Origin of the sequence: Algoriphagus mannitolivorans DSM 15301 (assembly GCF_000429425.1) — a bacterium.
Lineage (GTDB): Bacteria > Bacteroidota > Bacteroidia > Cytophagales > Cyclobacteriaceae > Algoriphagus > Algoriphagus mannitolivorans.
Genome location: NZ_AUBV01000018.1, coordinates 1 through 12,954, shown reverse-complemented (window position 1 = coordinate 12,954; position 12,954 = coordinate 1). Strand labels below are relative to the sequence as shown.

The 12,954-nt window shown below is 41.2% G+C and carries 12 protein-coding genes; 4 read left to right on the top strand and 8 right to left on the bottom strand.

What is annotated here, in order from left to right; all coding sequences use genetic code 11:
• Positions 1-26: 26 nt before the first annotated feature.
• Together G458_RS0116735 and G458_RS0116730 are read right to left on the bottom strand one after the other, a co-directional pair.
• Positions 27-1,376 (bottom strand): Gfo/Idh/MocA family protein, encoded by a 1,350-nt coding sequence (locus tag G458_RS0116735; protein WP_026952909.1) that lies wholly within the window; start codon positions 1,374-1,376, stop codon positions 27-29.
• Between the two features lie 21 nt (positions 1,377-1,397).
• A complete protein-coding gene (locus tag G458_RS0116730; RefSeq protein ID WP_026952908.1) occupies positions 1,398-2,780 on the bottom strand; it encodes a 3-keto-disaccharide hydrolase in 1,383 nt (460 codons plus the stop codon).
• A gap of 171 nt (positions 2,781-2,951) precedes the next feature.
• On the opposite strand from G458_RS0116730, the gene G458_RS0116725 reads away from it, so the two are divergent.
• On the top strand, positions 2,952-4,115 hold the full coding sequence (locus G458_RS0116725; RefSeq protein ID WP_026952907.1) for a THUMP domain-containing class I SAM-dependent RNA methyltransferase: 1,164 nt from the start codon (positions 2,952-2,954) through the stop codon (positions 4,113-4,115).
• 229 nt (positions 4,116-4,344) lie between these two features.
• On the opposite strand, the gene G458_RS0116720 is transcribed toward G458_RS0116725, so the two are convergent.
• Positions 4,345-4,536 carry a hypothetical protein gene (locus G458_RS0116720; protein ID WP_026952906.1) on the bottom strand — a complete coding sequence of 64 codons (192 nt, stop codon included), beginning with the start codon at positions 4,534-4,536 and terminating at the stop codon, positions 4,345-4,347.
• A gap of 211 nt (positions 4,537-4,747) precedes the next feature.
• On the opposite strand from G458_RS0116720, the gene G458_RS0116715 reads away from it, so the two are divergent.
• Complete coding sequence (locus G458_RS0116715) at positions 4,748-7,525, top strand: carboxypeptidase-like regulatory domain-containing protein (RefSeq protein ID WP_157359843.1); 2,778 nt, start codon at positions 4,748-4,750, stop codon at positions 7,523-7,525.
• Positions 7,526-8,814: 1,289 nt separating this feature from the next.
• Positions 8,815-9,291: a hypothetical protein gene (locus tag G458_RS0116695; protein WP_026952903.1), complete on the top strand. Its 477-nt coding sequence runs from the start codon at positions 8,815-8,817 to the stop codon at positions 9,289-9,291.
• A 458-nt stretch (positions 9,292-9,749) separates the two neighbouring features.
• Here the strand turns inward: G458_RS0116695 and G458_RS0116680 are convergent, their stop codons facing one another.
• The 5 genes from G458_RS0116680 to G458_RS0116665 all read right to left on the bottom strand — a co-directional run bounded on the left by G458_RS0116680 (position 9,750) and on the right by G458_RS0116665 (position 12,562).
• Positions 9,750-9,977, bottom strand: a complete 228-nt coding sequence (locus tag G458_RS0116680; protein WP_026952901.1) for a hypothetical protein — start codon at positions 9,975-9,977, stop codon at positions 9,750-9,752.
• Between the two features lie 95 nt (positions 9,978-10,072).
• Entirely contained in the window at positions 10,073-11,377 is a 1,305-nt protein-coding gene (locus G458_RS21985; RefSeq protein ID WP_245579286.1) for a phospholipase D-like domain-containing protein, read from the bottom strand.
• Between the two features lie 34 nt (positions 11,378-11,411).
• Entirely contained in the window at positions 11,412-11,507 is a 96-nt protein-coding gene (locus G458_RS21895; RefSeq protein WP_169719280.1) for an HNH endonuclease signature motif containing protein, read from the bottom strand.
• Between the two features lie 6 nt (positions 11,508-11,513).
• Complete coding sequence (locus G458_RS0116670) at positions 11,514-12,026, bottom strand: hypothetical protein (RefSeq protein WP_026952899.1); 513 nt, start codon at positions 12,024-12,026, stop codon at positions 11,514-11,516.
• 11 nt (positions 12,027-12,037) lie between these two features.
• Positions 12,038-12,562: a hypothetical protein gene (locus G458_RS0116665; RefSeq protein WP_026952898.1), complete on the bottom strand. Its 525-nt coding sequence runs from the start codon at positions 12,560-12,562 to the stop codon at positions 12,038-12,040.
• A 162-nt stretch (positions 12,563-12,724) separates the two neighbouring features.
• Here G458_RS0116665 and G458_RS0116660 point away from each other — a divergent pair.
• On the top strand, positions 12,725-12,954 hold a 230-nt coding region (locus G458_RS0116660; RefSeq protein WP_026952926.1), incomplete at its 3' end, for a transposase.

Genomic DNA, 12,954 nt, shown 5'->3' with positions numbered 1-12,954 from the left:
GAAAACCAATCAATTATGCACTTTTATCAAACTTTGGGTGGTTCCCAACCTTTTTCATATTCTCTTTTCCAAAGCGCCATGGCTTTTTGAGAATTAGTGATGTGTCCATTGCTTGGGTCACAGCGTAGCATTTCGCCGGTTCGGCTTGAAATATTGGCCAAATGACAAAGCAGTGTGGATACCGCTCCTTCTTCAATGGTGGAATTTTGCTTTTCCAAACCACGAACGGCATTGAAGAAGTTGACCACATGGGTGGTACTCATATCCCCGCCACCTCCGAGCACCGTTCCACCTTCATTATTGCTAGCAAGGTTGGATTTTACTTCTTTTCCGGTTCGGTCAAATTGCTTATATCCTCCACGGTCCACATAAACAGAGCCCTCTGTACCGTAGATGATTGTACCTCGATCTGAACCGTAGGTCTTGTAGTTGTTCCGGCTTTTTCCTTCCCATTGGATGATTTTGTTCTCACCAAATTTGAAGGTAGCGTCCATCGTATCATACATGGTCCAGCCGTCTTCGGGGTAATGCATTTTTCCCGAAACAACCGAAACCTCAGAAGGGTAGGAGACCTGAAGGGCCCATCTGGCTACATCCAGTTCATGGGTGGCATTGTTGCCGGTTTCGGCGGTGCCATAGTCCCAGCCGTACCAGTGCCAATTGTAGTCCCAGGTGTCATGCATGTATGGTTTTCGGGGAGCCGGTCCCTGGAATAATTCCCAATCCAAACCTGCTGGAGCAGCCTGTTGAACTGGATTAGGAACAACGCCTCTGTTATTGCTGTAAAAAGCCTTTGCCATATAGACCTTTCCTATAGCTCCGTTGTGGATGGCGGCAATGATCTCTCTACTTTCTGGGGCAGAGCGCTGCTGGTTCCCCATTTGCACCACTCGGTTGTATTTTTTTTGAAAAGCGATCAGTAATTCTCCTTCCCAAGGATTGTGTGAACATGGCTTTTCTACATAGACATGCTTTCCTCTTTCCAAAGCAAGCCAGGTACCCGGGGCATGCCAGTGGTCCGGAGTGGCATTGATGAGTACATCGACCTCTTTGTCATCCAAGACCTTCAGAATGTTTTGCTCCTGCTTAGGCTTATAGTCGATCCATTTCTCAAAATTTTTCGCTGCCTTTGGCATCTGAGATTGCATTGCATCACAGAGATAAAGTAGGTTGACATTGCTGGATTTTAAGCCAATGGGCTCATAGAATGCTCCAAGTCTTCGTCCTAAACCTGCTATAGCTACATTCAATCTATCGTTTGCGCCTATGATGCGGGCATAGGACTTAGGGGAAAAAGCCAAAGAGCCTAATGCTGAGATCCCCAAACCTGCAGCTGCACTTTTCTTGATAAACTCTCTTCGATCTGATTTAGCCATGGTATTTTGGGTTTAAAGGAATTATTTTAAAGTTTTGATTTTGATGTTTTTAAAGCTGACCTCATCTCCATGGTCCTGAAGCAGAATGTGTCCTTGAGGGGCTTCACCGAAATTTTCCCAAATTTTATACTTGGAAATCGCAACCAGATCCTTGAATTCCTGAGATCCTCTTACGTATTCGACTACTTTCACTCCATTGATATAATGCTCTACTCGGTTATCAGGATATACCACAACTCGGCCTTTGTTCCATTCTCCGATAGGACGGACGAATCGAGGTTGCTTACTGGAGGTGATTAGGTCATATAAGGAAGAAAGGGTTCTGTTCCCGTCTCTTCCCATTTTGGCATCGGGATGTCTTTGGTCATCCAAAATCTGGTATTCCAAACCAATTGCTGATCCTTTGTTTCCTTCAGAAAGAGTCACGAAGTACTTCACACCACTGTTTGCTCCTTCGGTCAATTTGAAATCAAAGGCAAGGTCAAATGCTGAAAATTGCTCCGTAGTGACAATATCACCGGCATTTCTGGATTCACTGCCATCAGTTTTTGCAATGGTTAAAATTCCGTTTTGGATGGACCAGCCACCGGTAGGAAAAGCATCTTTGTAAGCACCTACCCAACCCTCGCTATTTTCACCGTTGAAAAGCAATTTCCAGCCATTGGCCTTTTCGTATTCTGTCAATTCATTCAGACGGTTGTTGACTACTGGAAGGTCTTTGTTGAATGGTTTTGGCTGCAGATTTTCAGTTTGGATTTTCACATTTCGGAAGTAAGTCTTGTTTCCGGCAAATTCCGGCTTGCTGATGCTGTGCACTTGCAGCCCGATAAATCCCGTCTTGTCCATGTCATCCACCACATAGGCTACTTCCTGTCCATTCAACCAAGTCTTAATTTCATCGCCAATGGCTTCAATTCGATAGTGATTGTATTCTCCCAACTTAAAAAGGGGTTTTGCTTCCGGATTTAAGTCCACAGGATACAACCAACCTCTTCTGGCTTCATCGTAGATTCCGGCAGACCATGCTCGCTCTGATGGGTCTGCTTCTATTTGATATCCGAATACCAATCCTTTTCCTTCTCGGGCCGCAGGATCAAATTGTCCTCTTGCCATGATTCCTGAGTTGCTGCTGACATGCTCCACTTTCAGCTCCAATTCCAAAATGAAATCCCCGTATGTTTCCTCTGTGATCAAAAACGTATTGGGAGATCCGGCCACAGCGGTACCTATTATTTCTCCATCGACAACTTCAAAGGTGGCGGTACCAGCTACAGCTTTCCAGCCGCTGAGATCTTTACCGTTGAAAAGGTTTTTCCAGCCGTCGCCTTTATCAGCTTTTTGAGCGCATGCCCAAGTGGTCAATAGGGAGAGTGAAAAGATTAAGAATCGATTCTTATGTTTCATATTTTTTGAGTTAGGGTCTGAGGTAAAATTCCCGATTAAAGCTTCGGAAGACAATGAGTTTGAATTCCAATTTACGCAATCGTTTGCGAGTATTTTCAGGATTTTAGGATAAGTGGTAGGGTATTTCAAGGCTTTCAAATGAATCCAAAGGAGGTTTGATTACCTTTGCGCATGCTTGATTTTAATCAGAAAGGAAAAGTATTTATCACCTGCAAAGACAGGTCTGTCAGCTATCTGGAGCAGGAAATCCGAGAACTTGGATTTGTTCCCAAAGAAGTCACCCGAACGGGGATAGAACTAGTTGGTTCTCTGGAAGATTGCATGGATCTCAACCTTCATCTTCGGACAGCTTCCCAAGTTCTATATGAAATCAAATCCTTTTACTTGAGATCCGCCGAGGATATTTACCGGAGATTTAAAGCGATCCCCTGGGAAGAATATCTGGATGTCGATGGCTACTTTTCGGTGAATTCCGTCGTGGAAAATGAATCGGTTACCACACCATTAATCGTTAATGTCAAGGTAAAAGATGCCATTGTGGATCGTTTCAGGGATCAATTTGGCAGAAGACCTGACTCTGGTTCGGATTTTATCGGGCTGGTCTTTCAGGTGTATTGGAAAGAAACTCAAGCCTCTGTTTATATCAATACTTCCGGAGAGACTCTAGCCAAACATGGCTATCGCAAAATCCCCGGAAAAGCACCTATGATGGAGGCTTTAGCCGCTTCTACCATTTTTGCCACGGAATGGAATACTCGGGTTCCATTTATCAACCCTATGTGTGGCTCAGGAACTGTCGCCATTGAAGCCGCTTTATTGGCAAGCAAAAGATATCCTGGCTTGTATCGCGACACTTATTCCTTTCAGTTTATTCTTGGGTACCAGCCGGAGGCATTTCTAGCCAAAAAGAAAAAGCTGGAAAACAAGATCATTCATGATCCTGGGGTAAAGATTATTGCCTCAGATATTTCTCTTCAGGCGATTTCATTCGCGAGAGAAAACGCAGCCTTCGCAGGGGTGGAGCATATGATCGACTTTCAGGTCTGTGATTTTGCTGAGACAGAGATCCCAGAAAAGCCAAGAGGAGTAATTTTCTTCAATCCCGAATACGGGGAGAGATTGGGAGAAAACGACGAGTTGGAGGTTACTTATAAAAGAATGGGAGACTTCATGAAGCAGAAGTGCGCTGGATATCGGGGATATATTTTCACCGGAAATCTGGAGCTTGCCAAAAAAGTCGGTTTGAAGGCCAGTCGTAGAATGGAATTTTGGAACGGAACGATTGACTGCCGATTGCTGAAGTATGATTTGTATGAGGGAAAACGGGAGGCTTGAGCAGTGGGCAGTTGACAGTCAGCAGTTTCGGGATTACAAAGAATCGAAAATTAACCTGTGGCATCTGTGATTTTTAGCTGTGTAGATCTGTGGGAGATTTTATCAGCAGACCGTCTTTTATTAACCTAAGATTTCTTCGGGGCAGTTTGTCTTCATTTATTTTAGTAAATAAGCAATTGCCCCTCGCAATGAAGAAACACCCGGCATCGGTCATCCAGCATCGGACATCTTACTTCACTCCCACCAACCGAAATGGCAGCATAAATATATTTCGAACCAAGTCAAAGCTCAGGTCCACAGCAAATCCCAACAGCCGGAATGGCAATAGTAAAAGCCAAACAATCGGGTAAAGGAAAAGGGCCAGAATAGCAATTGGCCAACAGATCACAAAAAGAATACACCAGAGAATAAAGGTCAGCATGTAAATGTGGTTTTGATCTTTCTATTCAAAGCACGTTCCAAGACTGCAAAACATCCTATTTGGCGGGTAAACCTATTTTTCCCATTTCGTCCTGTTCTATATCGAACACTTGTGTTCTGGTAAATGGACACTGTTGGGAATTACAGCAGTGGAAAGGATTTTTATCGGAAAAAGATTAGTTTCAGTCTTTTACCCAAAAGACCTGTTTCGAATGCGATTCCTTTGGATTGGCCTATTGCTATTGTTTTCTACTTTCTTGAATGCTCAGACTATCTCAGGAATAGTAACCGAGAAGGGTACAGGTAAGCCACTTCCTTTTGCCAATGTCTTTATCAATAATTCCACCTTGGGAGCTGCCACGGATATGGAAGGGAAGTTTTCGATTTCCGGGAATATCCCAGAAGAATTTGAACTGGTGGCTTCCTTTGTAGGGTTTCGGACAGCTACAGTTTTGATTCAAAGAAAAGGCCGGCAATCCTACACTCAAAATTTTGAATTGGTGTTTTTGGAGGATCAGCTTTCGGAGGTAGAATTGAAAGCAAAGCGGGATAGAGGGTGGGAACGGAACCTGAAGAAATTCAAAGAAGTATTTTTAGCCGTGCCTGATGATCCCTATGGGCGAGATATCGAGCTACTGAATCCTTGGGTGTTGGATTTTGAGACCATCAAACCAGATAAGGGATTCAATTATACCCAAGCCTCTGCCCAGCTTCCCCTCAAAATTGTAAACAAGGCTTTGGGATATCAGATTGACTTCTACCTCCAAGACTTTAGAATGCTCAGAAATGCCTCACGCTTTTTTGGGCAAGCCTTTTACAAAGAACTTGAACCAGAAAATTCAACCCAGGAAAATGAGTGGAAAGATGGGAAAGAGCTGAATTATCTGAATTCTGTGAGGCATTTGGCACTTTCTCTTTTACTTCGAAATGCGACTAGTCAAGGATTTGAGCTGTATTTGACCCCCAAGGAAACTGAATTGAGGGTTAGGACAAATGACTTTACGATAGAATTGAACCAATCCATCATTCCCATAAAGATGGATTCTCTTTATTCCAAGCCTTTAGGAAACGGGAGTTACCGGATTTTTCTTCCCGGGAGGATAGAGGTTCATCACAAAAACAAACCTTGGCCCAGTGATTACTACACGAATATTTATCATGCCATTTCTTGGCTAGTGGCCCCTTCAGGGTATTTTGATGTGGACCGAAATGGTACCCTGATGCATCCCACCCAACTCGTTCTCTCGGGCTATATGGGCAGACAACGCTTAGCGAGATCTTTGCCATTGGACTTTATTCCTGATGAAAATTTTGAGGGCTTTGTGGAGGATCTGGTGACCTTTCAAAGTCGGTATAAAATGCTGAATAACCTTCGTGAAAAGCCCTGGATTAGTTTAAATAAGGCTTTTTATCATCCAGGAGAGACCCTTTGGCTGGGAGGTAGAATGCTCTACCAGAATACCTTGATGCAAGACTCTCTCAGTAGGGTCGTTCACGTGGACATTTTGAATTCGAAATTGGAACCCGTTTTTCAGGAGACTTTTCAGGTTCAAAGAGGGAAAATAGAAGGAGGAATGAAGCTTCCGGAGTCATTGGAACCCGGAGATTACCTATTGAGAGCTTACACTCGATGGGGCCTCAATTTCCCTGAAAAGGATATTTTTCAATTGCCTTTCCCGGTGATTTCCAGACAAGAGACCATGGTAAATTCATTATCCCTTTCGGAAGCAGTTTTTGGAGACATCAAAGTGGAGCATCAATTTCAAATCAATGATTCTCTGAATTACAGGGTTTTGGAATTGAGTTTAGATTTTAGAGATGGGTACGACAATCCCGTGGAGGCAGAGGTTATTTTATCTGCGACGGAAGGGGATATTCCGATCGAATTGGATTCAAATACCCGACTTGAAAATTCCCTTCGATGGCTGGATGAGCCTTTGCCGGAGACTTTTGACACCGAACTCGTCTATGCGATAGACTATGGGATATCCATTGAAGGGCAATATTTCCCGGAAAAGAAAAAGGACTCCAAAGCAGCAGAAATCACATTGGTCAAAGGAGATCTGGAGGACTATGGCGTGGTCAATTCAGATTCCTCAGGGAGATTTTGGGCAACAGGTCTGGTGTTTTTTGATACGGCTACTATTTCGATTGCAGCCTTGGATGATAAACTTCGTCCTAAGGGAAAGGTGCAGCTGATTCCTTTTCATAGACCTGATTTCAGAGGGTCTTTTCCCCGGGCAAAATATTCGACGAAAACGATTCCTGACAAAGCTGAAAGCCTACTGGATTTGGCTGGAGATTTTATCCTGCTCGAAGAATTTGTGAAAGAGGGAGAAAAGGAGAGGGAAACCATGGAAGAGCGGAATTATGGTTATGGGGAACCCAATCAACAGGTAGGGCCTGCAGACTTGGAAACCAAAACCTGGGCAGAAATTCTGGGATTGCTCCGATTCAATATCAATACCCTGAAGTTTCGAAATTATACCTTCGGAGAAAAAACAGGTTCACCCTTGTTGATCATTGATGGGGTGAGCATGCCTTTTTTGGAACCGGTTGATTTTCGGGATCGAATATTGTCATATGAGCCTTCCCAACTCAGGTCCATCAAAGTGTACAATGACAATATTTCCAACGTTGTCTTCGGAATGTCAGGCTACGCAGGCGTGATCATGATCGAGACCAAAAACGGGTCCCGTTTTGAACCAGATTCGGGCAAAAAATTCAATTCGGAAGGGTTTCAGACTTTCAAAGTCCGTGGTTTTACGGGGTTTTCCCAATTTCCAAACGTACCTCCAATGGACCAGTACCTCCGACCCAAAGCTACCCTATATTTTAACCCTTTGGGAAAGGTTGAAAATGGTCATCTGCAAACCAAGATTTATATCCCTTATGGAACCGATAAAATTAACCTTCGGATCGAGGGGTTAACCCAAGATGGAGAACCGATTTATCGGGTGATTCCTTTAGAATTAGGAATTAGGAATTAGAAATGAAAACGCCTACCGGCCAGACTCCCCCTTGAAAAGGGGGCAGGGGGGATTGGTCAATCGGAATACGGATTATTGATTTGCCACGAAGGCACAAAGGCGGATTAATTAAGAATTCAGAATTTATAATTAAGAATTAGATATGAAAACGCCTTGCTGCCAGACTCCCCCTTTTCAGGGGTCTTCTATTAGCTTCCAATTTGGTCCAAATCATGATCCTGTAAGGATCAAACCTTTCAATAGCCCTAGGTGAAACCTAGGGAAAAAGAACGATGGTTTGTTTGGTTTAGGCAACCCCGAAAGGCCTGTCCCGATGAGCGAAGCGATTTCGGGAGGTTGAATTTGTGGGAAAGGGGAGAAGTCCCCCCTGCCAATCAAACACCCAAGCGAAGCAACCTCCTAAAATAGAATTGGCCTAAGGGCCAACCCGAAACTTAATGGTAAAAAAGTGCCAAAGGCACCTTCGGTAGTAGCCCGGTATGAAATGCCGGGCTAAATGAGGAAAGATCAGTAGGAGTGCCAAAGGCACGATCCATAAGGTATAGATCGCACCTTCAGTGCTTTGGAGACTGAATCTTGATTTTCGCCCCAAATTGGATTTGGGGCTCAAACCTTGCGTCCCTTCAGGACTGGAGATCGAGATAAAAAGAGTTCGACCCACTTCGGGGTCGGGAAAACAATATTAATGAAATCATCCTTTCCATGGGTTTCACCCATGGCTATTCAGAGGTTTGACCCCTTATCAGGGGTCGGATTTGAAACAAATGATGGAATTCAAACCAATGACCACGTAGTGGTCCAACTTCTCAATAGCCCCCGGTAGAACCGGGGGATGGAATGAATGGTCGTTTTTGGTTTTGGCAACCCTGCAATGCCTGTCCCGATGAGCGAAGCGATTTCGGGAGGTTTAACTTTTGGGAAAAGGGAATTGCAAATTCCAAAAAATATAAAAGCGGAGTTGCAAACTCCGCTTAGGTAAGCATTCTACTCCTAGGTGGGGATGGAATGAATGGTCGTTTTTGGTTTTGGCAACCCTGCAATGCCTGTCCCGATGAGCGAAGCGATTTCGGGAGGTTTAACTTTTGGGAAAAGGGAATTGCAAATTCCAAAAAATATAAAAGCGGAGTTGCAAACTCCGCTTAGGTATGCATTCTACTCCGAGGTGGGATTTTGGATTGTGGTGCAATTGCGGATAATCCTAATTGATATTTAGCCTATTGCTTTTTCAAACTAAGCTCACTAACTTTTATTAAGTTTTTAATCATTGTTTCATTTTAACCTCAACTTTTATGGAAAACAAACTTTCCATCGAGATTCCGGCAGCGGATCTCGCGGCGGTCAAAGCCGCCCTTCAGCAGGTGCAGACGATTTTAGCACCGTATGTGATTGCCCTCACTCCCGAGCAGCGGAAGACCATTCCCAAGATGAGTGATGGCACGGAACCTTTCGTCGAAAAGGTCATGGACTACGCCGAGTCCGATCCCCAGTTTCTTCCGCCTTTTGTCAACTTGGCGGAACTGAAAAAGGATTGGTCGGCGGTATCGGGACTGATTCCCCTGCTACGAATGGTAGATCAGATTCATGACACGCTGAGTGACACGGCTATGATGGCCGGGTCGGAAGCGTATATCGGAGCGCTGAGCTATTACAATTCGGTCAAGCAGGCGGCAAAAGTCAATGCACCGGATGCCAAAGCGATTTTCGAAGACCTGCGCAAGCGGTTCGAGCGAAAACCTCGCGTAAGCAACGGATCGCCCTTGGGTTAGGGTGAAGGATCAAGTCGCTTAAAATACTCCCCATCCAGCCGGGCCTTCGGGTCCGGCTTTTTTGTGTTTCGATAAAAAGGTACCCCGTCGGATCAAAAAGGTGCTAGCGTGAACCAAAAGAGCTCATGCATGGAACAAAAAGGCTCATCGTTCGAGCAAAAAGGCGCAAGATCGTACCAAAAAGGCGCAGCCTTCGAGCAAAAAGACTTAACGGCGGAGTAAAAAGGTGGAAGCTTGGAATAAAAAGGCTCAAGGCAGGACTAAAAAGGCGCATCGTCGGACCAATAAGGCTCAAGCCTGGAGTAAAAAGGTCCAACGATGGGGTAGGGAAGTGGGAGGGGGTACTTCGGAAGTACCCCAATTGGATAAGATGAAGGAATTATTAATTCCAGAAAATATAAATGCAGAGTTTCAAACTCCGCTTAGGTATGCATTCTACTCCTTGGAAGGAGGTTCTTTTACCTAGGTCCGGGTTCTCTGCCGCCTAGCATGGTATTATAGGAGGCTATGGTTGTTTCTCCGCTCTGAAATAAAGAAAGAAGCTTCTCAATTTTCAGGCAATAATTTGCTTTTCTAGAGTGAGGGTCAGGCTGGCTCGCTTTTATTTCAAGGATTTTTTCTTCCATGATTCCCTCGAGCAGAATCATATCTGTATCCCCAAGGTAAAGAGTATAGGTATGTGTCATGTTTGTAGAATTTATTAGGATTGCTGAATTATATATTCTTAAAGGTATTAAAGCGTAGTTACAAACTACGCTTAGGCAGATCCTAAATATGGATTCTAATAGCCGGTAGGATTAATTTCTTGAATTATTTTGTATCCTTTTTTAATAATGTCTTTTATCCAAGCTTCCTTGAATCGGCTTAGATATTTTTCCAAAGATTCTCCAGATTTTAAAATGTTGTACAATTCTACAGTATAAAATAATTGATAAGCGATATGTGATTTCACATAATTGTCTTTCGGAATATGAGCCATTTTTTCGAGAAGGAATGAATTGTAACCAAATAGTCTGTCTCCTTTTGTTTGCAGTCCATTGGTGGATAATCCCAAAATGGAACAAATTTTATGTAGGTGATCTAGTTTGAAAATGGGTAAGAACTTATTTGGATAAAAATAAGAAACGAGCCTTATTGGTAAAGCTTCAACATATTGGGGGACTTTAAATTCAAAAATTCCATTGCAGAATTCACGATAATTCTCTTCATTTTCCAAATTCCATTCTTCACCTTCAATGATTGGAGGGTAGATGTAGTTTATTATTTCTTGAAATAGAGGGTTTTCAAAAACTTCCTTGACCTGTATTTCCCGTAAACCTGTACCAGCCAAAAATCCCTCTTTACCATACATAAATTTGTAAAAAAATGAAAGCTCCCTTTTAGGGTGACCCTCAGGAGCATAAAAATCTTGAAGCAAAAACCCTTTCCTTATTCTACTTTTTATTTCGATTCGGTCTTTATTGGCTTCAATTGCCTTTTCTTCAATATATGAGTAATCAAGTTGACCTTTTAAGATAAAATCAATTAAATCTCCAACATTTGTGTTTGGTAAACTAAGTTGATTTGATTTTAGGGTCAGTTTACTTGGTTTCTTATATTCAGTTCGTTTTTTTAAGAGAAGATACTTGGGATAGTTTTCTTTTATAAGATCTTCTGTTATTTGTCTGGCTTCAGATTCTTTCCAGATTTTATCGAAGAATGATCTACAAAGATTAAGATTATTTGATTCTATTGAGGATGTGATTTCCACACTATTCTCAAATCCGCTCTTGGTTAGATTGGAAGAACTCAAATAACCAATGTTATCGAAGAGATAAAGTTTTAAGTGAATTTCATTGTGGTACCTCATTTCAAATCCTTTTGCAATAAGTTCACTCATTGTGTTCAAATCAAAAGAATGTAGATTGGTATCATCAAAACAAGTAAGAATTTTTTTTGACTTTATTTCCGAAACATTTTCCTTTGAAAGTAATGGAATGGCATAATTGGAAAGAAATGGCACTGCTATCGAAAGTTCTTCTTTCGTGTTCTTTATTGATTCTGTGATAACGTTTGTTATTGGATTCCAAAAAATTTCTTGAGCCATTTTGTGAAAGTTTAAATTTATTTTTCTTTTACTTTTACCTATTCCCCTTTGCCCGATTATGACTTTTGCAAAGAATCTCGCAGTTGGAAGCTTGGGTTGCGCCGCCTTTGCTCCAAGGGGGTAATTCAATTAAATTTTATCCGAAAAGATCTTTTTTATTCTTTTCAAGATCTTCTTTAAAAAAAAGCTTTTTCAAAACTTTTAGTAATGGGGAAAATATTAAGGATAAATAACAAATTTGAAGCAGGGTAATTCCATTAAATACTGATAATACAATTATCTTTAAGATTGTTTTATTTATTGAAATAAATTCGAGATTAGATTTAAAGATTTGAAGACAAAAAAACAATAGTGAAATGGAAATTGAAAAAAATGAAAAAAATAATGGATAGAATAATCTTTTTATTTCATTAATAATTGAGGAAGAGTCAATATCCGCAATATTCTGAAATAGAATTTTAATGCTTTCTCCATATATTGAAGAAAGCCAAATTCCTAAAACACCAAATAAAATTGAAGAAACAACAATTGAAATTTCAAATAATTTGTTTATGTATTCTAAATCTGGTAAAATTGGTGTTTTAACAAGGAAAAATATTGATATGAACCAAATAATCAAAAGAGATATAATTTTTGTTGTTTTAGACATGATTTCTAAAATTAAAAATTAACATATGGTTTAACCTTTTCTAGTAAATCTTCAAAATCAAATAATCCATTTTCTCTTATTTTTAAATCACAAGTAATTTCTCTATTAAGTTTTATTTCATCAAGCCAAATAGTTTTATTTTGCTTGGAAAACACAAGTCCGCAATTTTCGCCAAATTCAAAATAATTCTCTATTATTTTCTTTACTTCATCTTCAGTTGGTTTTACATTCACTTCAATTCTTATATTGGTTTCAGATTTTGAAAAATTTGATGAACTTGAAAAAACATTTAAGCCTCTAAATAATTTATTGTCGATGTACTTTGATACAACCTCAAATTTATCTTTTCTAATTATTTTGTAGATATCATTGTAATTTTTTATTAAAGCTTCGTGATCAGTGGTTTTTGTTGAAATTCTAAAATTAAATCTTGGGTATAAATTATAGATATCTTTTCCATCTTTCGTATATCCTTTAATTAATTTATTATCATTTTCTTCACTCGTTTGAAATTTATATTTCGAAAAATATGCCATGTAGTTTTCAATATATGCAGATAGGCCTCTTGCTCCGGAATGGTAGCGTCCCGATAAGTGTGTAAGTGGTAGAAAAAGTTATTCTGGAATTTTTCGGCCCCTTAAAAGGCCTGGAAAAATTACGGAAATAACTTTTTCGGGATACCTTCACACACTTAAGCTATGAAAAAAGAAGATGCATTCAGCGAGGAGTTCCTCAAGCAGTTCAAAAATGGAGAAGAGCTTTACGCTTTTCTGGGTCAGCTCCAAAAGCGGGGCGTAGAAGCCATCCTTGAAGGAGAAATGGATAATCACCTGGGCTATGAGAAGCACGGGGAATCCACCGGGGAAAACACCCGTAATGGGCATGGCAAGAAAAAACTCCGCAACCAGTATGGAGAGACCGAAATCCA